This window comes from Shinella sp., from assembly GCF_035998705.1.
Classification (GTDB): Bacteria; Pseudomonadota; Alphaproteobacteria; order Rhizobiales; family Rhizobiaceae; genus Shinella.
Genome location: NZ_DASYHH010000008.1, coordinates 253,728 through 277,293, shown reverse-complemented (window position 1 = coordinate 277,293; position 23,566 = coordinate 253,728). Strand labels below are relative to the sequence as shown.

Genomic DNA, 23,566 nt, shown 5'->3' with positions numbered 1-23,566 from the left:
CCGGAGACAAACCCACATGGGCAACGAACTCAAGAAATTGGCCGTCATCACCGGGGCGTCATCCGGGATTGGTCTGGAACTTGCAAAGATCGCCGCAGCGGAAGGCTATGATCTCATCATAGCGGCCGACGAGCCCGCGATCGAGACGGCGGCACAGCAACTCCGGTCGTCGGGCGTTACCGTCGACGCCATGGAAGTCGATCTGTCGACCAGGGAAGGTGCGGCCGCGTTGGCGAACTTCGTCGGTGACAAGGGGCAGCCCGTCGATATCCTGCTGGCGAATGCGGGCAGGGGGCTTGGCAAGGGGTTTCTCGACCAGGCCCTCGACGAAGCATTGCATATCGTCGACACCAACGTGACCGGAACGGTTGCCCTTATCCATATTATCGCAAACGAGATGCGCGCCCGCGGCGCGGGCAGGATTCTGATAACGGGGTCTATCGCCGGGTTCATCCCGGGCACCTATCAGGCCATCTACAACGGCACGAAGTCTTTCCTGAACTCGTTCTCCTTCGCACTACGTCACGAACTCAAGGATACCGGCGTGACTGTCACCTGCCTGATGCCCGGGCCTACGGAAACGAGGTTCTTCGAACGCGCCGACATGCTCGATACCGAAGTCGGCCAGTCGGACAAAGACGATCCGGCCGACGTCGCCAAGGTCGGGTTCCAGGCGATGATGAACGATGAAGGCGATGTCGTCGCAGGATGGAAAAACAAACTCCAGACAGTCATGGCCAACGTCACGCCATCAGGCATCCTTGCGGAACAACACGCGAAGATGGCTGCGCCGGGAACGGCGAACGACTGAAGTGGTGGTACGTGAGTCCACCGCTGGTCCAGGTGGGGCTGCACCTGAAGCTCGGACCTACCCGCCCTGGGCGTGAGGATCACGACATCATGCAGACACACAGGACAGTTTCGAGCGACCGACGGTGGCCTTCGCTCTTTTCGAGGAACCATTGGTCTGAAAGGTTGTTTCTGGGCGATGGCACACGATCATCACCACTCACCTCCTCCAGTTGCCCTCGTCGTGGACGACGAACCCCTTATTCGCATGGATACCGCCGACATGGTGGCAGAGGAGGGGTTCGAGGTCATAGAGGCGCGAAACGCCGACGAAGCGATGACCATGCTCGAGCGACATCCGTCCCTGAAATTGGTTTTTACCGACATTCAAATGCCAGGCCATACGGACGGGCTCGATCTCGCCAGACACGTTTGCGAGCACTGGCCCGATATGTGTGTGATCGTTGCATCTGGGGCTGTCACTCCAGGCGCTGATGACCTTCCGGAAACGGCGCGCTTTATCGGGAAGCCGATCAGCCACGCGATGGTGCGCGAAACCATCGCGGAAATTTGCCCGCCCACGGCGTGAGGGCAACAAAACGAACAGCAAGGATTTCAACGGCAAGCTTTGAATACAGCCGCGAAGTGCCTGCCGACGGATCGAACATGACGGCGCACGCCTCGCTGACCAAGCCTGGGCCGGAGGTTGCCACCCTCAGCGTTCTAACCACGCCGTGGCTGACATTAGTCCCGTCAGCGTGTCGCGACGGCATTCCACGCCTGTTCAATGGCGATCCGCAAATCCTCGGTCCCATAAGGCTTCGTGACGACGACCGCATCCGACGCAATCGCCGCCGACCTCCGGTCGTGCCCGGTCGCGTAGACCACACCCACCGACGCCTGTCTCGTGCGCGCTTCGGTCACGAGCTGGGAACCGTCCATGTCGGGCAGCCCCAGATCGGTAACAATGAGATCGATCGCGCGCGACCCGAGGAGTTCGAGCGCTTCGCTACCCGATCCCGCTTCGGCGACCGAATGTCCCAGCTCGGCAATCATCTCGGCCGTATTAAAGCGGATCAGCATGTCGTCCTCGACAAGCAATATGGAAAGCGACAAGGCTCGCGCCTCCTCTACGTGTGAAGCGGTCACCGGGGGTGACCCGGAGGCCTGGAAGCGTTGCGCGCGATTGGCAAGGACATGCCTCAGCTTCCGGGCGAGCGCTTCTCGCGTGTACGGCTTCGACAGCAGTTCCACGCCCGCGTCGAGCCGGCCACCGTGAACGATCGAGTTTTCCGTGTAGCCCGAGGTGTAGAGCACGGCGATATCCGGCTGTCGTTCGCGTGCCTTCTTCGCCAGTTCCGGGCTTTTCAACGTACCGGGCATGACAACGTCGGTGAACAGCAGATCGATGGCGATGCCCGCTTCGACGACATTGAGGGCGGCATCGGCGTTCGGAGCTTTCAGCACCTTGTAGCCGAGGTCCGTCAGCGTCTCGACGACCGTTTCCCGAACCTCGTCGTCGTCCTCGACGACCAGAATCGTCTCCGTACCGCCGACGATAGGCCCGGACTGTAGAACGACTTCGCGATCTTCCTTCTGCGTCGCCCTGGGGAGATACATCTTCACTGTCGTCCCGTGGCCGACCTCGCTGTAGAGCTTGACGTGCCCGCCCGACTGGCGAACGAACCCGTGCACCATCGAGAGGCCGAGGCCCGTACCCTTGCCCTCTTCCTTTGTAGAGAAGAACGGCTCGAAAACGTGCTGGAGAATGTCTCCGGGTATACCCGTGCCCGTATCAGTGACCGACAGGACGACGTATTGTCCAGCCGTAACCTCGTCATGCGCCCGGGCGTAGTCGTCGTCGAGATAGGCATTGCCCACCTCTATCGTCAGTTTGCCCGCCCCGTCCATCGCGTCGCGCGCGTTGATGGCCAGATTGAGGAGCGCGTTTTCCACGTTCGTGGGGTCCACCAGGGAATTCCACAGGCCGCCTGCAATCACGGTTTCGATTTCGATCGCTTCGCCGAGAGAGCGACGCAACAGGTCGTCCATCCCCTGGACGAAGCGACCGACATTGATAACTTTCGGATCAAGCGCCTGCCGCCGTCCGAACGCCAGGAGCTGGCTTGCCAGCTTCGCACCTCTGCTGACGCCAGCAAGCGCGTTTGTCACGCGGCGTTCCGCCCTCTCGTTTCCGCTCACGTCTTTCATCAGGAGCTGGAGATTTCCGGCGACCACCTGCAGCAGATTGTTGAAGTCGTGGGCCACGCCCCCGGTCAATTTGCCGATGGTTTCGAGCTTCTGGGACTGCTGGAGCTTCGCCTCGGCCTTTCGGCGCTCTTCGATCTCCTCGGCGACGCGACTTTCTAAGTTCTCGTTGAGCTGACGAAGCTGGTCTTCCGCTCGCTGGCGGTGGTGAACCTGCCGCTCAAGGTCTTCCGATCGTTCGAGGAGGGCCTGCTCGGCGATACGCTGCTCGGTAACGTCGGTATGGACGCCGACCCATTCAGCGATCTCGCCGTCTTTCGCGATGAGAGGCACGGCGCGGATCGCGAACGAGCGCCACACGCCGTCCTGACGGCGGACGCGATGCTCGTGAATGAATGTACGCTTCTCCGCGACGGCCGCTTCCCATGCACTGACCGTCAGCACGCGGTCTTCGGGATGAACCGCGTCGGCCCAGCCGTATCCTTGGTACTCCTCGTAACCCTGCCCGGTGAGCGCGGCCCATCCAGGCTGCTCCCCGACCATTCGTCCGTCGGCGCTGTTCGTCCAGAGGACCCCGTGCATTGCGTCGACGGCCGCCCGGAAGCGCCCGTTGCTCTCGGCGAGATCGAGTTCGAAACGCTTGCGGTCATCGATGTCGATGATCAGGACGTAAATGCCCTCGACGCCGTTTTCCGTTTTACGCGGAACGTAGCGTGTCTCGGCATGACGGGACTTGCCATCCGGGCGCACGATGGGCGAGTCGGTGACGATCGTTTCTCCGGCCAAGGCACGCCTGAGCAGTGGCAGGCGCTGTTCGAAATACTCCGGAGCGATGATTTCGCTGACGCGGCTACCGACGACTTCGACGGGACTACGGCCGAACCATTCCATATAGGCGTCATTGGCAAACCGATAGACGAGGTCGGTATCGACAAAGCCAACGAGGATCGGCAACGCGTTTGTAAGCCGCACCAGTTCCGACCGACTTTCTGCCAGGGCGCTCAGCGCGTCGAACTTTTCCGTGTTCTCGAGCACGGTGCACAGAACGCCGTCTACCGTGCCGTCCTCGGCGTAGATCGGGGTGTAAAAAAGGTCGAAGATGACGGTCTCTGGCTTGCCCGCCCTGTTCAGGACCATCGGCTGGTCTCTGAACGCCTGGACTTCACCCCTGAAGCCAGCTTCGAGGACCTGTTTGTTCCAATCCCAGATTTCAGGCCAGATATCAGGAACACGTCCGCCGAGGGCTTGCGGATGATATCCCCCTGCGATTTCCGCATATCCGTCATTGTATATCATGAGGTGATCTTCACCCCACATCAGAACCTGCGGAATTGGCGAGTTGACGATCGAGTTCACCTTGATCCGAAGATGCTGGGGCCACGTCGAGACAGGTCCGAGGGATGTCTGGGACCAGTCGAAGTCCCGGACCCGGCCGCCCAATTCGCCGCCGCCGATCGGCCACTCCGCCGCGCTCGCTATTCTCAACGCCATATTATCGCCCATCCCCGGATGCATCCGGGGGCATAGGTAAGGCGTTTTCACCGTTTTTTCCAGCCTCACCATGCGGTTAGGCGAAACGTGCCGAAGAGTGAATTCTAGATCGCGGAGCTTATACCTCCGGCAACCTGACACAGCGCGTTGCGGCCCTCCATGCTGTCATCCCATCGCGGCTGTCGTATCCGGGAGAGCCACGATTTCCATCTCGGCGGTGAACACGGTCCCGTTTCTCCGTTCGTAGATGTGCTCGCCATGTAATTGGCCGATCACCCCACGGACCAATCTGGTGCCCATTCCAGCTGTCGATATCGACTTATCGAAACCGACCCCGTCGTCCGCGATCACAAGGCAGGCCCGCTGACCAGACAGTCGTTTCAGGGAGATCGAGATCATACCCTTTCGATCTCCCGGGAATGCGTATTTGAGAGCATTGGTGACGATCTCGTTCACCAGAAGTGCGAGCGGGGTCGCGTGGTCCGCGGAAATGGAGATGTCCTCGATATCGTAGGTAACATTCACCCGATCCCCGCATGCCGCTAACAATGTGTCGACCACGGCGGGAATCAGGGCCTTTGCCGAAACCGTGCTGAACTGGTCATGGCTGTAAATCTGTTCGTGCACGGCAATCATCGCGGAGATGCGGTCGAGCAACGACTGCTGCATGTCCTTCGGAAGTTGCTGGGTGCGGATCAGGGCCTGCACTGACTGGAAATTGTTCTTAACCCGGTGATGGATTTCTCGCATGAGCAACTGGTTCTCCTCCAGTGCCTCGGAGAGCCGCGCTGACTTGGCCGCGTCCCTTGCGTGAAGGTGCCTGATCCAGGTTCCGGCCGCGAACGATGCGACGGCGGCGAGGATCAGTACCGCCCCCGCCACGAATGCGTCTTTCCAGAACGATGCCATCCCGACCTCCGTGGCCGCCGATCCCACGGCGACGAATTCCGTTCCATCGACAACCTTGTAGGCGACGATGCGATCGACACCGTCGGCTGGCGAAACCGCATCGTAGGTACCGGAAGTAGCCTTGGGAATGAGATCGGTAAAAAGCACGTATTTCGCCATGTCGACTGGCCCTGCCGGGGGCGGGAAGCGGGCGACCAAATGGCCGTCTCGACGAATGATGCCGACAGTGGAGCCAGGACCGAGATCGACCGTAGTCCAGACTTCCTCGAGCAAATCTCCCTGGAACGACACCATCGCGGCCCCTGCGAACTGGCCGTCACGTTCCAACCGACGGCTGAAGACGAAAATTTGCTGGCCATTCAGGCGGCTCACGAGAAGGTCGGAAACGAACGTCGGCGCGCCCTTGGCGAGCGCCGAGAAGTATTCGCGATCCGTGATGTTCATGGACTTGATCGCGGGGTCGGTCGACAGCAGCGTGTTTCCGTTTCGGTCCACCACATATGCCTGAACGGTTCCGGGCAGGTCCGAAATCGTCGCGTCGATGTCCTTGACGGTATCCGTGGCGATGCCGATGTCTGGCCCGAGCGCGCCGTCGATTTTTTGGAGCGCCTGCCAGGCGAGGGCGTTTATCCATGTCACGTTGGTCGCGACGATCTTCGAGGCGGCAATCGCGCGTTCCTGTGTGCGGCGGACCGAGGACGAGTAGCTTTCGTAGAGCCACAGGCAAAGAAGAACGAGCAGGGCGGCGAACATCGCCACGATTACCGCTGTCGCCGCTGTGGCGACCTTCTGCGCACCAAACCCCAGCTTCATCAGTGTTCCCGCCCCCGTGCGTTCCTCCTTGGAATGTAGTGAAGCACCAAAGGGTTGTCACGCGGAGCGGGATCAATGTACGGCGGCTGTGACCCATCCAGGCACAGTGAGCGGCGTCCACACGCCGCCCCCCTGCCTTAGAGTTCGAGTCTTGTCACACGATATCAGGCCTTGTTGATGGATTCGCATGCCCCGTGGAACTGTCGTTATCGTCATCATCCGCGGGAAGTTGGCCATCCGGGGTCAGGTCGTTCACTGCCGTCGGGAGCTCTTGGCGGAGGCGCTTGAGGATTTCCTCCTTTGAAAGCCCTGTTCTGGCTGCAAGGTCATCGAGGATTTCGGGGCCGAGGACCGCCGACAACTGAGTGTCGTCGATGGGCGTGTTGTCGCCGGGCTTCACCCATGAGTCCGCCGTTTCGCCCTGACCCTTCTGCTGGAACTGGCGAAGCAGTTCGCCAAGGCTCCCCGCGAGGCCGCCGCCCGCCGCTCCGGTAAAGAGCCCGCCCAGGCCGCCGAGGCCGCCGAGACCTCCGCCCGTGCCGGAGTTGCCTGAGAGGCCCCCGAGGATGTCGCCGAGGCCGCCGCCAGATTGGGGTTTTCCGTCGGGACCGGGCTGTTGTGGGTTACGCAGGCCCTTCAGAATTTCGGCGATCTTGTCGCGGTTCTGATATCCCGCGACGGCCAGTACGCCCAAAAGCGCTTTCAGTGCACCGCTTGCCATTTGGTTTCTCCTTCATAAAGCGAAAGGCCGGAAGATAAGAGCTCCCGGCCTCGACAAGTCCCAGGGATTAGACGCCGCGCGCCACGGTCTCCGTGACGATGACATTACGCTTCGTGCCGTACGAACCGCCGAACCACGCCGCGATCGCGCCGAGCGCCAGGGCGATGAAGCCGAGGATCGCCCCCGCCGACACTGCCGCAGTAGCGGCCTGAGCGGCTTCGATCGCCTTCCGTTTCGCGGCTTCGACGTTTTCGCGATAGGTCTTCTCGTATTGCTCGACCTGTGTGCGTGCCTGATCAACTGGAATGCTCTGGGCACGGGCGACAGCTTCCGCCGCGCGGTTCCTTGCGTCCTCGGCAGTTGCCTCGTCACCGGTGACCAGTGCCTGGACCGACGCGACCGCCGCGCTCTGCAGGGCCTGAGGATCGTTGCCCGTCGTGGACCGAATTTGCTGTTCGATCCCCGCCATCGGATTGGTGGAATCCGCGAGAGCGGGCGCGGCCGCAGTGACTGCAGTTGCCGCCGTCTGGCCGACACCGCTGACTATGCTGGTCAGGCCGTTGAACGCGCCGCCGATGAGCGCGCCAACCGACGTCGTCAGCAAGTAAAGGACGACGAGGGTCGTGACGGCCCAGGTCGTCAGGCCGTGGTAGCCGCCTGTAGAGGTGCTTGGTCGACCGGAAAGCCTGCTGGCGACGTAACCTCCGAGGAAGGAGGCGACGATGCCCGCGACGACGAACCAGATGCCGCCGCCGATGGAGAACGTGCTGGCCGCCGGATTGTCCGATGTCGCGGGGTCAAGTACGGCCGCTCCGATGCCGACGCCGAGGAGGTTCAGCAGAAACTGGACCGCGAGCGCGATCGCAACGCCAGCGAAAATCGCGCCCCAGCTGACCTTGTTGATCGCGGCGGTTGTCGAGACGCTCGTCTGGACGGTTTCGTGGGGAAGGGCGGTAGAGACGGGTATCGTCATTTGCGGTGCTCCAGGCTGAACATCACGGGTTCGTGATCTTCGCGGTAACGCCTTGGAAGACCACAAGTTCCGCTTGGCGGCGATGACGGCAAACCGGGGAGTACGGCGACCATCGTGTGGGTGAAGCGAGGGGAACCTGCTCTAGCCAAAGCTAGTACTTCGGCATCAGGGAGGCACGCCCCTTTGTTGGCATTTTATTAAGTTTGTTGGCAAAGTCTCTCAGGTAGGGGACGATCAAAACGCGTTGGGATCGAGTTGACTATGTAACCAACCGCGGAGGCGAGCATGTCACAGCGTACCGTCCTTGTCGTCGAAGACGAGCCGATGATCCGAATGGTCTTGGCGGATGCACTCGAAGACGAGGGCTTCCTCGTGATCGAGGCCTCCAACGTTCTGGAAGCCGTTGCAGTCTTGGGAATTTGGCAAGTCGATTGTCTGGTTACCGACATAGATATGCCGGGGGGACTGAACGGGCTCGATCTTGTGAAATTCGTGCGGGGCTTCGATGCCCGCATGACGGTTGTGGTCGCTTCCGGGGGTAGGAACCCGAGTGACGCCGAACTTCCCGCATCCTGCCAATTCATACCCAAGCCCTATCGACTTGAAGCGATAATCGAAAGCCTCAGCAGGGACGCCGACGAAGTCTCGCATTGCGCTGCGTGCTGAACCGGGACCCTGCGACCAGCTTACTGTTTGCCCACCCCGACGTCTGGCTCAAACTCTATCTCAGAGAAAGTTGCACCGGCACGGCCCCTGGCGTCCAACCTCGTGTCCTTAAAGGACGTCACCATCGCCCGCAGCGTGCGGCGCGCCGGACTCTAGCGTCGACGGGTTGCAGAGGCCCGAAATTCCGGGGCAGCATAGTCACGGGCTCATCGAAATCGGGGATGACGTCTGTGATGATGAGGGAATACGAGTTCGGCGACAATGTTTTGCTTCTGTGGACGACTTGGTATCCGTTCCCGTCCAAGCGGGTAGAAACTTCGTTGCGCTCGGTTCTTCCCTCTGCAAGCAGCTCCCCTCTGTATGCGACGGCGGCCGAGAGAGCTATCCCAGGCGACCAACCCGGTTCCGCATTGACGAACGATGTAAACCGGGAATGTGTCGATGCCTACCCAGCGCCCGCGGCCTCAGACTTCAGGACAAGCCCCGGCATGCTTTGCCCTAACAAAGCTTCCGCGTCCGGCCGTGAAGCATCCTGCAAGCGCTCAGCCGATAAGCCGTTTGAGCGTTCGCGGATGGACCCTGTAGCGGCGGGCGACATCCGTCAGAGTTTCACGACCCTGCCGTAGCGCCTTGACCGCATCGGCGCATTGTTCCTCCGTTAGAGAGCGACGGCGTCCAAGACTCTGGCCGCGCTGGCGCGCCGCCTCCATCCCGGCAATCGTCCTTTCGCTTATCATTGACCGCTCAAACTCCGCCATTGCCGCAATGACATGAAAAATCATCCGCCCGCCTGCCGAACTGGTGTCGATGTTTTCGGTCACCGAACGAAACTCGATCCCCCGCGCCTGTAGCTTGCTGATGACGTCGATCAGGTGGCGGATCGAGCGGCCGAGGCGATCCAACCGCCACACGACGAGCGTGTCGCCCCTCCGGAGATTGCGCATGACCGTATTCAGGCCCCTGCGTTTCTCCACCGCACCCGATACGCCGTGATCCTTGAACACCTTCTCGCATCCCGACGAACACAGGGCATTCACTTGAAGGTCGAGGTTTTGGTCGTTAGTCGAAACCCTTGCATATCCGATCATTGCCATAACGGTGGAAAACCTTGTGCTGGCCGTACCGTGCCGCCGTCATCTTGACAAAAAGGAACCTTTTCGCGGGGAAGGCATGCGGAGGGGCGACCCTTGAGATTTCCGATCGTGGCAAGGGAGTTTGCATGGAACAAACCCGTTTCGGCGGTGATGACAAAAGGGTTCGTTTCTATCCGGTCCCCGCGCGCTGGCCTCGTTCACTCAATGCGCGGCCCGACTTATGGACGCCTGGATCACCAGCACGGCGAAAACGAACGGGGCTGACGTCCTCTGCGCCCACGTCATGCCATATCTGGGTCCTGACATGATGTTGACCGTCACGAACACGTCGGCAGCCGACCCACTTGACTGGACCTTTTCTTTCGTTCGCGGTTACGCGCTTCCTTCGGGCTTTGCCGATATCCTCGCCTTCGAACCCGGCCGTCCGTTTCGCGATTTTGCAGATCAGCGGTTCGCGCTCGAAACACTGGTAGCGGGACGGCAACGGGCGATCCTGCAGGCGCGCCCGGAGATCGAGCCTGTCGATGCCCGCCTTCTGCATGCCCGGATCGTCGGGGATCGCATTGTCTTGCCCGACAGGAAGACGGGCGGACATGCCGCCTGGTGCGCATCTCTCGTGCGGGTTCGCTGCATTCTGCCTATCGCACCGACGGTGCCTGACCTGGACGCCACCTCGCTCGTGATCCTGCAATTGCTTCGGGAAGGCTTTACCGCAAGAGAGATAGGCGGCCAGATCGGCCTCTCGTTCCGCACCGTCGAGCACAAGCTCGAAAAGCTCAAAGCCGCATTCGGTGCGCGTAGCGTGGCGCATCTCGCCATTCTTTCCGTCACTGCCGCCATGGGTCAGGGTTGACCGACGTTCCGAGCCAATCCGGTATTTCTACCCTCCCAGGTTGTCGCATCTCTTAATGTCTTGTGAACCATAGTCGGAGCGCGGTGTCAGGCCGCGCTGGCGTCATGACGATACCGTTCCTTTCAAGAATCGATAAAACGGCGTGGTCCGATGACAAGCATTTTGACGAACATGGCCGCAATGTCCGCTCTCCAGACCTTGCGGGGCATCGGCTCTTCCCTTGCCGATACCAGCCAGCAGGTCAGTTCCGGGCTTCGCGTGAAGACCGCAGGCGATAACGCTGCCTATTGGTCGATCTCCACGACGATGCATTCGGAGAAACTGGCGATGTCCGCCGTTACAGACAGTATCGGGCTTGCCTCTGGCATCGTAGACACCGCCTATGCCGCAATGGAAAATGTTCACAAGAGTTTTGTCGAGATCAGGAACCTCGCCATCATCGTCAGTGATATGCCGCAACCCGGGTTCAAGAACCTCGTCATCGGGGGCTTCTCACTCGACGAGGAGTACGGCAAATCCGACGTCGCCAAGATCGAGCAACAGATGCAGCAGTTGCAGGACCAGGCGCGGGACGCGATGATGTCCGCCTCCTTCTCGGGCGTGAACCTGCTCTATAACCCCAAGGGCCAGCCTGATCGCGCCAGCGAAAGAACCTATTCGTTCGTTATAGGATACGGCGAGGCCAGGGTTCAGACGCTGGACGTGAAGGCCATGGACCTGCTTCTTCTGAACGACGACGCAGGCTACCCGATGAGCCATCCGTCGGACCACAACCCCGAGCGCTCGCTATTCGATCTTTCCGACATGATCGATACGCCTGGTTCGTTCGTTCCCGCCTCCGCAACCTGGTACAACATTCTGCTGACGAACCCAATGACAGGAGACCCCGAGGCGTATGACGTCCATCCGTCGTATACGCTGATGCGGCTAGAGAACAACATCGCGCGGAACGGCGGAGATCGAGCGGGGCTGTATTCCAACTTTATCGACTATCTGGATACAAAGCTCCAGGGACTGACGGACCGGATGGCCTATCTCGGCACTCTCCAGAATTCCCTCGACACGCACGACGAACTGAACAAGAAACGGATCGAGACCGTCACCAAAGGCATCGGCCGCCTCGTCGACGCCGATATGAACGAAGCGTCCACGCGTCTCAAGGCGCTGCAAACCCAACAGCAGCTCGCAATGCAGGCGCTTCAGATCGCCAACTCCGAGCCGGAAGCGATCCTCCGTCTGTTCAACTAGCGAATGGCCGCGGCGGCTCTGAACTACCTCGCCGGGGGCCATGGGTCCCGGTGCCGGCCGAAGCGACAGCGCTCCGCTGCTCCTCCTGCGGCTGCCCATGCATCCGGTCTCGGCATCAGCCGATTCCTGCATCATACCCCTCGCCTGGAACACAAGCTCGAAAACCTCAAAGCGGCGTTCGGTGCGCATAGCGTGGCGCATCTCGCCACGCTACCAATTAGGTCGGCGATGGAGCCGACGTGGGACATCAAAGCTTCGGCACCGCCGCTCTGTTCTGACGATCGCTTTCCATCTTCTCTTCGGCGGCCTTTTCCAAAGCCGCTGTCTCCGCCACGATGGTGGATATCGCCAGGTCATGGTCGAGAATCGAAATCGAGAACTCCCCTACGAGACGGTCTGTGCCAGCGTCGAGAGACGCGAATATGTAGGTGCCGCATTCCAAGGAGTATTTTAGGCGGCGATAATCCGGTGCGCATGCCGAGGACGACTGATCCAATGCGGAACCCTTCGACACCCAGAATAGCCCTTCACCGTCGCCCCTAGTCTCCGATGGCTCGCCATAACGGGCGACCAGCGCTTTTTTTAACTCCTCAACATCGGGTCCCTTGCCATCGTCATAACGCACTGACCTTGCGATCCCGACGGTCTGCGTTCCCGATGCCGGCCCACCGCCGTACAACGTCCAGCTTTCTCCCCGGAAACCGTTCTCGGCTTTCAGTTTCTCGATCCCTTCGCTCGTAGTTCCGGACGTCGTCAGTTGCAGATACGTGTAGAATGGCTTTCCGTCAGCGCCATCTGACTGGTTCACCATTTGGGTCTTGGCGTTCGGAATTCTTTCTCGCACCCATTGCATAGCACTCTCGAACGGCATGCCCACTTTCAGATCGAGGATCGACGTATCGAGGGTTCCCGCATGGGCGGACGATGTGGCCGCGATGGCGGATACCAGAGTAATTCTCAAAAACGTTTTCATATTCTCAGTCTCCGAACATCACGTACTTTTTGTTCAACGCCACACCACAGGCCTTCTTGGGTATCCCGACCACCTCGATACCATCCGGGTACCTGCCAATGAGCACTTCGTGCGTACCCTTGAACTGCCCGGAAATGCCGAGCACTGCCGCTCGGTTAAACCGCCCTTCGAGCTTGCATTTGACGTCGTTGAAGTCGATGCGGTTGGCGACGACAAGCTTGACGTCGACCTTATCGCCACCGTCGTCAGCTATCTCGATGATGCACTGGACCTTGCTGCCGCAATCGCCAGCATACTCTCCCGGCCAGATGCTTTCCTCGGCATGCGCCGCAAACGGCAAAAGCACCGCCACCACGCACATCGTTCTTGGTTTCATGGCTTACCCCCGTTGATCAATCAGAACGGAGGCATCAGTGCCCGACGGCGATTAAGGGTTGCGTAAGATTCCAGGTTAGGAAAACCGCTAATTCAGAGGGTAGATTTACCCGCTCCACCGTCCTCACAAAGTGCAGTACTTCGCCGGGGGCAGCCGGACCCGGTGCCCACCAAAGGGGCGACGCGATGCTGAACCTGCTGCGGCTTCCCGGACAGGTGGAACACAATATCAGAAACGGCTTGGTCAAGTTGCAGGGCTATGAACCACGGCCCTGTAGCCCCTAGAAATATAATAAAATCAGTCGACAAGTCTCGACTATTCATCGGCTTTCCGAACGCTAGCGGAACCGAAGAGGGTTTTAGTTCACATCCTGCCTATGCACCGCGAAAGAGCCTGGCTACCGATAACTTTCATTATCGGCACCCACAGTAGCAACGCCCCCCGAAAACCGGCAGGCCCGGCCGGAGGCAATTTGCCTTACTGTCTATATGAACGGCGGTGCGGGCGATCGGGTTATTACGTCTGGACGAAGATTCTTAGCGCCTCCTGTCGGCCTGGATTGGCGTCAGCCTCGGCCGGCCACGTTGATTGACGTGCTACGGTCTGTTTCAGGCGCAAAGTCCGACCCCTGCTCTGTCCTTCACTACCAGGGTGGCACACCGACCGGCAGCTCTCCGCCATTTTGGTGCTCCGCTGCGGGGCGGACGTACGACGGGTTCCGGGACTGTTTGGGCACCGCCCGAACGACCGACATGCGGGCGCGAAGCCGCCCGTCTGCTTTCAACGCCGAACGACAGCTTACCAGAGAAGCCTCACTCCATCGCGGTGGCGACTACGAACAGCAAGAAGCGGAGGAGGACACCCTATCGTCTTTTGACGGCCGCAGCGGCTGATCCCTCGGAGAGAAAGAGAGAGAGAGAGAGAGAGAAGGCAGTTTACTACTTCTTCAAATAGCTCTTTTGTCCATTGTCCCTCAAGCAATAACGACCGCCCCTGGGGCCAACACAGAAGTTGCCGCTCCGGCAGACGCAAGCCCCCTCGACGCCCGGACTCATCTCCGCTGCCGCTCCGAGCAAGCGCGATACTCCCGTGTATGCGGTACACGACCTCGTGCTTCCGCTTACTGACCCGTCGTTGCAGATGAAGGTGTCCCCTTGGCATGTTGCAATTCCGCCTTTCCGGCCGCTGCATGGCTCGTTCGCGAAACCGGTCCCGGCCGGGACGCAAAGGAGCGCGGCCAGTACGAAGGCGCGCCCGCGTCTTCCAACCGTTCGTTCCCGTGCTCGTATCAAGGAGATGCCGCTCCGCTCCCGAGCGTGAGCATCCCGCCCCGATCTTCAAGCTCACCCGATGCCTTGAGAGCGTCGATGCGCAAGCGGATGATTTCTCTAAGCTGCGCGCTCGTGGCCTTGAATCCCAGACCCCGAGCAATGGCGTTGACCGCCTCGTCGTCGGTTGCTCCGAGGCTTTGTCCGACGACGACTTTGAGGCCCGCGTCGATCTCCATGAGCGGTATCAGCTCGAGGCGTCGCAGACTTGGCGATACGGCGGCACTGCGGTCCCTTAGACCGATTTCCGCGCCCGGCTTGAGAAGAAACTCCCCCGACCTGACGACATCGCCGTTGTTTACCGCTACACGTATGGCGTTGCCGACATGGGCGTCGATCCTGTTCCCCGCACGCAGCAATCCCCAAGCGGTCCGAATACGTGTCACGACCTCGTCGGTATGGATCGGTGCTTCGACGTCCACCGTTTCCCGAACCAGGGTAGCAATCATCGCTGTAGGAGCCTCATGTAGCTCCCCCGTGACTTGAGGATTCAGGACGGCCTCTTCGTAGAATGGCGACGACCCAGTAGGCTGATCCACCTGCTCAAGTCCGATCTCCGTGACATCGGTACGCTCGATCGTGACGACTTCGACGGGGACCGCCCGGGATGCTCTCGATCCCACAGTCCCGCCCGAGAGGGCTTCAGCCTTGGCGCGCTCGATCGCTGAAACCACGCGTTCGAGTTCCGCTCGAGGCCGCTGGAACCAATCCGTGCTCCAGATGCGATGTATCGTCCACCCGTGATCTTCGAGGACCGCCTGACGGAGGCGATCGCGGTCCCGCGCGGACCTGGCGTCATGATACGAGGCACCGTCGCACTCGATACCGATAAGATACCGTCCGGGGACATTGTCGTCGGCAATGGCGAGATCGATAAAGAAGCCCGCGATACCGACCTGCGGGTGGACCTGATATCCCCTCTCCTGAAGGGCGGCCATCACCTGCTCTTCGAACACGCTGTCCATCGAGCGATCAGCTCTTGTGGACATGGATATACGGCCCGTCCGCGCGTAGTGTAGGAACAGTTTGAACGCGAAGACGCCTTTGCCCTTACCCCGCTCCAGATCGATGTCCTCGTCGGTGATCGACGAATAGACCTCGCACCGCCGTTTCGCGCGGCTGATGAGAACGTTGAGACGTCGCTCCCCGCCCTCGGCTCCTAATGGCCCGAACCGCATGCTCATATAACCTTGGGTGTTCTTCGCATAGGCGACCGAGATCAGGATCACATCGCGCTCGTCACCCTGGACGTTTTCTAGGTTCTTGGCGAAAAACGGTTCGCTTGGATGGGAATGGAAGAATTCTTCCGTCTTCGGGTTGAGACGGCGAAGGATTTCCAGCTGATCCTGTATTTCGCGGCGTTGCTTGATCGAGAAGGCCGCGACGCCCAGAGAAAGCTGAGGCGTATCGAGTGCGTGTCGGATGATCGCCTCAGCGACGACTTTTGCTTCGACCTTGTTGACGCTGTCTTCGAAAACCCCGTTCTCGACATGATGGAAGCGAAGACCCATGCCCGCGTCCTTCGTGTAGGGGCTGGGAACTATAAACAGCTTGGAATCATAGAATTGGCTGTTCGAGACTGCGATGAGTGATTCATGACGGCTCCGGTAGTGCCATCGAAGCATACGTTCGGGGAGGCCCCGAGCTGAGAACAGCCCCAATATGCTCTCGATGTCTGAGACCTTCGCGCCGTCCTGGTCCTCGTCGTCTTCATCGGAGCCGCCAGAGGTCATCTTCGAGAAGAACTTGGTCGGCGGAAGCTGGCGCTCGTCGCCGACAATCACTACCTGCTTCGCCCTAGCTACCGCTCCGAGTGCATCGACGGGCTGAATCTGGGAAGCCTCGTCCATGACGAGGAGGTCGAACTCGATAACGCCGGGAGGCAAGAACTGGGCGATAGACAGCGGACTCATCATCATAACGGGCTTGAGAGCCTGTATAGCCTGGGACGCGCGCTGCATGAGTTGGCGGATAGGCATGTGGTTTCGGCGGCGGGCCATTTCGCCCCGAAGAATGCCGACCGGACCAATCCCGCTCACGGAAGGGATTTTCCGGTGATGCGCCCGCACGACATCAAGTCTCGAGAGCCTCATGCGAGCACGATCAAGCTCGGCGAATTCGCCGACTAGGCGACCATGCACTTCGCCGTCAAAACGGGCCAGTGCCGGATCGCGTTCATGCTGATCGCGCAGGATCGCTTCGTAGAAAGCCATGTCGAAATAGGAGACGACATCAGAGGTAGCGAGACGTCCGTCTTTCAGCCTTTCGACCACTGCGCCCACACCGGCTTGCGTGGCGTCCATCGCGCGAGCGTTATATGCGGCGTACTTCGAGAGCTGTTCCTCGTTATCGATCCAGCGAAGTAGTTTCTGGGAAGCGGCGGCTATGGAAACGCTGGAGAGGTTTTGCACGCCCAAGACTTCGTTCAGGTCGGCTTTGAGAAAAGCCAACAGCTCCTCCAGCGTGGTGATAAATCTCTGCCCCAGCTGCACGGCGGCATTAGCCATCTCGGCGTTCCGGTGGGGATCAGCGATCCTGGAAGCGAGTTCTCGAATATCCGAATTCGCGGTCGTCCATGCGAGGATTTCCGATAGTTTCGACCAATCGGACGCGCCGCTCTGCCAAAGCGTGCCGAACGCCGACCTTCCGAGGTGCTCGGATGTATCCAACGTACGTTTGCTTGCCTTTGCGGAGGAAAGTGTTTCCAATGCGAAGACGCGCGCCCCTACATCTGGGAAACCTTGACGTGCGAGTTCTTTGAAAGCGACGTCCGCGGCGTTGAGTTCCTTCAGAACCGGGACGACCTGCGGCAGGGGGACCTCGTCAATGTCGATCAATCCCGGGAAGATCGCCGCGGGATTATCGCCGAGTTCCGACCATACCGATATGAGGATACGCCGGGTCTCTTCAAGCAGAGCGCGAACCTGCTCGCATCTAGCGGCGACAGCCGATTTGTCGGTCAAACGCCCGGCGATCTGGCGAGCCTCGGTGCCGACCCCTCGAAGACTCCGCATCCAGAGGACGAGGCTCGCCAGTGGCTTGGGATCGGTTTTCTCACCACGCCAGTCGGCACCGAATGCCGCGCGGCCCAGTCCGTCACCGTCTTTGATTGTCGAGCGCGCTTCCTTCCCTTGCTGGAGAAGATCAAGGAGGCGAACGGTCTCCGCGGGCGGCATCTCGGACATGACAGTCTTGAGGAGCGCCTTGGCCCGCCGCCAGTCGCCGCTCACGAACTTGAGGAAGCGATCTCCATGGAGCGCCACTGCCGTGCGGGTCGCGGCAAGATCGATATCCCAAGCCTGATCTGCTACTTTTCCGGACAGTTCCGACCTGACCTGCCGATAGGTCGCCACGGCCTCGGCGAGGTCGCCCGCTTGTTCGAGCCCGCGCTCCCAGATCGCGGAAACAAAGGCATCCGGACTCACGTCCGGGGCATCGGCCACGCGCTCTCCGATGGTAAGCAACCGTCCGATGGACCCAAGCGTGGGAGAGGCGTTGACGCCGAGCATAGAACGCAGGGACGCCGCCGCGGTGAGGAAACGGGGCACCGCCGCGTTTAGCCGCGCCAAGTCTTCGAAAGCCGCATCCGAGAATTGATTTGGCAATCGGCGGAAGGATACGCCAATGGCGGTCGTATCGACCGCCCATGCTGCATCCGTAAATTGCGCCGAGACCCGCTCGGCCAATCTGACATACTCGGCCCCGTCTCTCAGAAGCTTGCCGATATCTGCGGGGGCGTTCGCCCAGGTCGGGTGCCTTAGCGCCGTCAGGTCTATCCCCTGCGGTCTCGTGGCGATCCGCGCGGAGAGCGCCGTCTCGGCATAGAAAGCCTCGAGCGTGTCGACCGGTCGTCGCTCCAGCGTATCTGTGACGGCTTCCATGTCCATGGCAAGCTGGGTCGACACCGCATGTGCGTCCCCAAGGCGTCCAACCAAGCGCTCGAGATCGAGCGGAGTTATGCCCGTCAGCCTGACGCCGTGCCAGGCATGGTCCCGGGGTAGGCCGATGTCGTCAATCCGTTGCGCCAACTCCGAGAGTAGTGCGACAATCTTCTGGCGGGATTCAGGGTTCCAGGAGACTGCGATCGAGAATTCGATATCGGCGGGTGGCACCCCCTGTCGGCGCAGCCGGGAAAGGTGGCCAATCACCTGGTATGGGGTCAGTTCGTAGGGGCCGTAAACCGTATGCAATCGCTCGGCGTGAGAATTCAAGGCATCCCGGGTTTCCGTCAGGCCGCGATCGACGGCATCAGAGGTTTCCCGCTTGGGTGCGCCAAGATTCCATGTGTGTTGTAGCTCTGCGAGAAGTGCGCGCTTGTTGGCCTTGTTCGAATGCAATTCAAGGCAGGCGTCGCCCACGCCAGCCTGATCCAAACGCCTTTTGACGACCTCGAGGGCGGCCATCTTCTCTGCCACGAACAATACCGTTTTGCCGTCCGCGACAGCGGCGGCGATAATGTTGGCGATGGTCTGGGATTTTCCGGTCCCAGGAGGTCCCTGGATGACGAGGTCCCTACCTTTGCGGGCCTCGTGGATCGCGATCGACTGGGAACTGTCGGCGTCCACAATGTGGGTCATTTCGGCTGGCGAGATGTGGGCGTCGATCTTGTCGTCTTCCGAGAGGAGGCTTTCGCCTGCCGTGAACCCGTTCGAGACCAACGAGGTCACGAGTGGACGGTCAGTGAACTTGGCGTTCTGAGGCCAAAGGCTTGGATCGAGGTCGCGATACATCAGGAACTTTGCGAACGAGAAGAAGCCAAGGACGATGTCATCAGGCTGCACGGACCAATCAGGCTTGATCGATACGGCGGCCGCGACCTGGGCGGCATAATCGTCGAAGGAAAACTGATCCGACACCTCGAAAGCGGGCATCGTGATCTTGTGGATGCGGTCGAGAAAACCTTCGAGCGAGAGATTTGATGCGAAATCTTCCTGGCGCGCGCGCAGTTTGAAACGTTCCGCAGCACTACCTCGCTCCAGGAGAACCGGGACAAGGATTAAGGGCGCGTATCTGATGTTTTCGGAATTGTTCGGATCGATCCATTTCAAGGTTCCGAGGCCGAGGTAGAGGATATTGACGCCCTGCTCCTCCTCGAGCGTACGCGCGTCGAAGTAGAGGTCCAGCAACCTTTTTTGTAGCGCGTTCGGAGTCATTTTAGTCTGGAGCTTCGTGTCACCATGACGTAGGAGCCGCCCAGTTTCGTCCCGGTCATCGTCGTCCGGCAGCGCGAGCTCTATCAGTTCTTCGGTGGCCTCACCGTCTTTGGGTTCGCGCCCCTTCGCCCCAGCGAGGAAAGTCATGGCCTTTGCGTCAGTCACGAGTACACGAAAGACCTCGGCAGCCTTCTCGTCGACGATGTCGATAGTCTTCGCGCTCTTAGAGAATTTCGGGACGTTCAGCAGCCTGTTGCGGGCCGAGAAATCGAGGAGCTCGGTTCTTGCTCGCTCGATCTTGGCTTCGACCGAAAGACTTGACTGAAAAACCGACTGTTCGGCCGTCTGATCATACTCGGATTCTTGATATACCATGCCCCACTCCCATGCTGGGGCAAGTCATGCATAAACGAGGTTGTACGTCCAGTAGGTAGAATATCAACTTCTACTATATCAGGCGCAGCTGAACCGCGGGCTAAGTGCGGACAGGCCATCAAACGCTTTATTTTAACGCTACTTGCCGGCCAGCCGCTGAGGCCGCGTAATTGATGATGAGGTCTGCGGCTCGGTTGCGTCGGCTGACAGGCGTGTCAATGTGCTACCGAGGTTGAACCGTTTTGGTGGAGGCTGTCCACGATTGGCCGGATGCCGCCATGGCGCTGAAGCGCCAAAAGCAGACAGGCTCACTATGACGTCACTCGGCCCGAAACCGCGAAGCGTTGATGATTAGCAGGAACGCCACCGAGTTCTGACGTCGGCTGGGATAGTAGAGGTAGTAGACCGTGAACATAGGCCACCAGTCGTCCAAAACCTGAGTGAGCTCCCGTCGGCGATCTGGCGTTCCACTCCGGGACGTAGGCGATACCGTAGCCCGCCACGGCTGCTTCGTTTTGCGCCATCTACCTGTTCACGTGATCTGTCCGTCGACGCGAACGCGTAGTTCGCGCCCCTCCTTCCCGAACTCCCATGCATAGAAACCGCCCGATCGGGATTGTCGAGTGTTGATGCAGACGTGCTCCACCAAGTCCTGCGGAACTTCGGGAACGGGATGGCTCTCGAAATACGAGGGGCGCGCCAAACGCAACGAGACGCCAATCCGGGCCAATGCGCACGACGGTCATGTCCTTGTCGAGGTTCTCGCCCAAGGACGAAGTAGGTTTCTACGCCAGGCCGGGTTCGGCGGGATCACGGTTTTCTATGCGGCGCTGAGCTTCAGGAGGTGGATCGCCTACGTCTGATAGAAGCCGAGACTGATTGTCAAAGCGACCCGGCAGCAAGCACAGCCATTAGATAGCGAACCGTTTCCGACGCCGACATGATATCATCGATCATGCCTTTTGAAGGACCCGATCGCCGCGAGGCTGGCGACAGACGTCGTACAGCTTCATGTGTCAGTGACCCACTAATCTACCGCCGCTTTGCTAAGGCCTTGAGGCCAGGAAGGCGAAGGTCTGGTAGCCGACTACCCCCAAGGTAAGCAGCCCCGGCCACACCGCGAGCGCGACAACGAGAGCTTGGGCGACGATGCTTCTTATCTGATAGAAGAAATTAACCGGGGCACACTTGGATTTGGCTCGCGAGTATCGGTGCAACGTAAAATCCACTGCCGAGTGGTTCACGTTCGTCAAGATATTCTCCTGTTCGTAGGCTTCGGCAGTCTGTGCTAATACTGTCAACGAAGGCTCCGAAGCGGCGAGCTCGCGCTCAACCGTGCGCATGAGGGCGGTTGCTCTCAACGCGCTGTCGTGGAGCTTGGAAGCCAACAACCCGCGCCCGAGCGCATACTCGAAAAGTACGATCGCCAGGATGGATACAGAGGACATCGTCGAGATGAGGCCCAGCCTCCTTGCATCAGTTTCATCAACACCTGGGTAAGCGAGAAGGTAGACTGACACTCCAATCAACAGCACAGTTAAAACGCACTGGATGACTAGGCTCACCCGCTCCTTCAGGACAAGAAGTCGAGCTGCGGTGAACCTCGCACCTCTCGTTCCCGCCATCACGTTCTCCGCGAGATACCTATAATAGTCGAGCGTCTTTGCGGCGGGCTCGGAAGCATTCACAGCGGTGTTCATCTGATCGATGGTCATTTTTGTGGGACCTAATAAGTGTTCGGGTCTACGGGCGGCATTTCGAAGTCGCTTACGTCTAAGTCATCGAGGTCGTCGTCGGGATCGGGTGTGAACTCGTTCCAAGCAGCGTGAACACGCGAAAAATGATTTTCTTTTTGACGTTCCTTCAGCACCTGCGAGAGGTCCTTCGCGGTGCGCGCAACGTCGAAAAAGGAGAGTTTTTCCCTATGTAAGAGACCGTAGTATTCGTCGCTTTCACAATATGCACCGTCCTTCTCCCATCCTTTCACCGCTGCTTCGTAGGCGAAAAGAAACATGGTCGATCTCAGACCCTTCTTATTGGCATAGGACCGCCAGAACGACCTGTCGATCGCGCCCTCGATCAAGCCTTCGGCCTCGGCGTGCGTGACCAAGATGGCGATCAAAGCGTTGGGCATTCGCAAACACATCGATAGCGCGTCTGCATTGATCTTGATCCTGAGAGAGCATGCCAGATAAAGCAGCCAGAGGATTTCGCCGGTCCTTTGGCTTGCGCCCAGCACCGGGAGGCGGGCGGCGATGAAATCGGAGAGGGCCGCCATATCGACGTCGTTATGCGCCTTGTGTCGGAAAAGGACGATCTCAACAAGGTTTTCGATCAAAGTCGAGTTTTTTCGGTATGAAGAGACGATATGCTCCTGGAGAAAATTCCAATCCTCGCTCGCTACGAATGCTTTGCGGCAATTTGACATAGCGTACCTCTCTACATTAAGGTTCGCGTGGCGCTTCGTCATGTCGTGTACAACGTAGAAAAAGCGCTCAAAGGATGCCTTGTCCAGATCGCCCTGCGGTAGATGGGACTTCAGGTAAGCCTCCCATCCGACGTAAGCGAGATGGTTAGTTGGCTCTATACTCGTTTTATCTTTACCTATATCAAGTTCGAACGCTGCCGCAGCGCGTCTGACCTCCGCGACTATTCGCCGACCTTCCTCGACCGAATTGCAGCCGAAAGTAAAGTCGTCGACGAAACGCGCGGCATCGCCCGTTTTCATATTCAACGCTTCGTCGATATCCGTATCAATCCGGGAAGCGACAACTTCGGCCAATATCCGCGATGTGTCGGGACCTACGGGAAGCCCAGTGGTGTGTCCGTCCTGACCATTGCGAATAATAAGGCCAATCTCATTGGCAAAGAGGGCGGGCAAGAGCTGCTTGCTCGCGCCGCGGCCGTGTACGGCCCATGAGATCGATCCCGTGTGGACGGAGGGATAGAACGCTCGGACGTCTGTGGTGACGGTGTATTCGAAGCGCGGTGACAACTGGGATGTGAATTCATCCCGCTTCGAGAAGACCGGTCGCGGAAGCGCTCGTTGCCCGCTCCAATCGAATACGGACGGTGACAGGGAATAACCGGACTCTCGTTCGACATTTTTCAGCTTGTGGAAATGCTTCGCGACAAGACTCGAAAGGAGTAGATGAGAGATTGGATTAACGACGGAGTGAAGACGGTCGGTGTTGTTGAACCTTGGATGGTAAAAGGTGGCTTTCTCCGACACGAACTTGCGATAAGCAGGCTTACCTTGAACCTTGGGCAGCCGTTTTATCTCGGCGAGCAGGGAGGCTCCCTTCGCGCCGAACCCCCGCGAAGAGAAACAAGGAGGAAGCTCGGGGGCGAAGTAGCCAAAATCAAGAAATCTTCTATACCGCGCCGCCTCGGACCTTATTACCACGATATTTTTTCCACCTACAAAGATGTTCTTCTAGAGCGACTTCAGGTTGCGTGTTCAAGACGCCAAATGGCGCAAGGAGAAATATTCGCTCGGCCCACTTAATTGCGAAGTAAGATTGGCACGGCGATATGCTACTATCGACAACGGATTGGCTTCTTATGTGCGCTTTGGGAACGTGACGACCTCAAGT

At 59.3% G+C, this 23,566-nt stretch carries 15 protein-coding genes and 1 pseudogene; 5 read left to right on the top strand and 11 right to left on the bottom strand.

Features of this window, described 5'->3' with window-relative positions:
- Positions 1-16 precede the first annotated feature (16 nt).
- Positions 17-811, top strand: a complete 795-nt coding sequence (locus VGN93_RS04255; RefSeq protein WP_327506461.1) for an SDR family NAD(P)-dependent oxidoreductase — start codon at positions 17-19, stop codon at positions 809-811.
- Between the two features lie 177 nt (positions 812-988).
- Positions 989-1,378: a response regulator gene (locus tag VGN93_RS04250; protein ID WP_327506460.1), complete on the top strand. Its 390-nt coding sequence runs from the start codon at positions 989-991 to the stop codon at positions 1,376-1,378.
- 164 nt (positions 1,379-1,542) lie between these two features.
- Here VGN93_RS04250 and VGN93_RS04245 read toward each other — a convergent pair whose 3' ends face one another.
- The 4 genes from VGN93_RS04245 to VGN93_RS04230 form a co-directional block, all read right to left on the bottom strand.
- Complete coding sequence (locus VGN93_RS04245; RefSeq protein ID WP_327506459.1) at positions 1,543-4,500, bottom strand: PAS domain-containing protein; 2,958 nt, start codon at positions 4,498-4,500, stop codon at positions 1,543-1,545.
- A 153-nt stretch (positions 4,501-4,653) separates the two neighbouring features.
- Entirely contained in the window at positions 4,654-6,210 is a 1,557-nt protein-coding gene (locus VGN93_RS04240) for a sensor histidine kinase (RefSeq protein WP_327506458.1), read from the bottom strand.
- Positions 6,211-6,364: 154 nt separating this feature from the next.
- Positions 6,365-6,931, bottom strand: coding sequence for a YidB family protein (locus VGN93_RS04235; RefSeq protein WP_327506457.1), 567 nt, complete (start codon positions 6,929-6,931; stop codon positions 6,365-6,367).
- Between the two features lie 67 nt (positions 6,932-6,998).
- Positions 6,999-7,904: a PhnA-like protein gene (locus VGN93_RS04230; RefSeq protein ID WP_327506456.1), complete on the bottom strand. Its 906-nt coding sequence runs from the start codon at positions 7,902-7,904 to the stop codon at positions 6,999-7,001.
- A 285-nt stretch (positions 7,905-8,189) separates the two neighbouring features.
- Here VGN93_RS04230 and VGN93_RS04225 point away from each other — a divergent pair, with 285 nt between their 5' ends.
- Positions 8,190-8,570 carry a response regulator gene (locus VGN93_RS04225; RefSeq protein ID WP_327506455.1) on the top strand — a complete coding sequence of 127 codons (381 nt, stop codon included), beginning with the start codon at positions 8,190-8,192 and terminating at the stop codon, positions 8,568-8,570.
- Positions 8,571-9,112: 542 nt separating this feature from the next.
- On the opposite strand, the gene VGN93_RS04220 is transcribed toward VGN93_RS04225, so the two are convergent.
- Positions 9,113-9,664 (bottom strand): recombinase family protein, encoded by a 552-nt coding sequence (locus tag VGN93_RS04220; RefSeq protein ID WP_327506454.1) that lies wholly within the window; start codon positions 9,662-9,664, stop codon positions 9,113-9,115.
- Between the two features lie 304 nt (positions 9,665-9,968).
- On the opposite strand from VGN93_RS04220, the gene VGN93_RS04215 reads away from it, so the two are divergent.
- Together VGN93_RS04215 and VGN93_RS04210 are read left to right on the top strand one after the other, a co-directional pair.
- Entirely contained in the window at positions 9,969-10,517 is a 549-nt protein-coding gene (locus VGN93_RS04215; protein ID WP_327506452.1) for a LuxR C-terminal-related transcriptional regulator, read from the top strand.
- 150 nt (positions 10,518-10,667) lie between these two features.
- Positions 10,668-11,765, top strand: a complete 1,098-nt coding sequence (locus tag VGN93_RS04210) for a flagellin (protein WP_327506451.1) — start codon at positions 10,668-10,670, stop codon at positions 11,763-11,765.
- A gap of 247 nt (positions 11,766-12,012) precedes the next feature.
- Here VGN93_RS04210 and VGN93_RS04205 read toward each other — a convergent pair whose 3' ends face one another.
- The 6 genes and pseudogenes from VGN93_RS04205 to VGN93_RS04180 form a co-directional block, all read right to left on the bottom strand.
- Positions 12,013-12,738 carry a hypothetical protein gene (locus tag VGN93_RS04205; RefSeq protein WP_327506450.1) on the bottom strand — a complete coding sequence of 242 codons (726 nt, stop codon included), beginning with the start codon at positions 12,736-12,738 and terminating at the stop codon, positions 12,013-12,015.
- Positions 12,739-12,742: 4 nt separating this feature from the next.
- Positions 12,743-13,114 (bottom strand): hypothetical protein, encoded by a 372-nt coding sequence (locus tag VGN93_RS04200; RefSeq protein ID WP_327506449.1) that lies wholly within the window; start codon positions 13,112-13,114, stop codon positions 12,743-12,745.
- 1,288 nt (positions 13,115-14,402) lie between these two features.
- Positions 14,403-19,970 (bottom strand): DUF3320 domain-containing protein, encoded by a 5,568-nt coding sequence (locus VGN93_RS04195; RefSeq protein WP_327506448.1) that lies wholly within the window; start codon positions 19,968-19,970, stop codon positions 14,403-14,405.
- A gap of 319 nt (positions 19,971-20,289) precedes the next feature.
- Positions 20,290-20,740: pseudogene (locus VGN93_RS04190) on the bottom strand (LysR substrate-binding domain-containing protein); the annotation flags it as partial.
- Between the two features lie 276 nt (positions 20,741-21,016).
- Positions 21,017-21,685 (bottom strand): SLATT domain-containing protein, encoded by a 669-nt coding sequence (locus tag VGN93_RS04185; RefSeq protein ID WP_327506447.1) that lies wholly within the window; start codon positions 21,683-21,685, stop codon positions 21,017-21,019.
- An 11-nt stretch (positions 21,686-21,696) separates the two neighbouring features.
- The gene (locus tag VGN93_RS04180; RefSeq protein ID WP_327506446.1) at positions 21,697-23,376 is read right to left on the bottom strand and encodes an RNA-directed DNA polymerase; all 1,680 of its coding nucleotides are present in this window, start codon (positions 23,374-23,376) and stop codon (positions 21,697-21,699) included.
- Positions 23,377-23,566 lie beyond the last annotated feature (190 nt).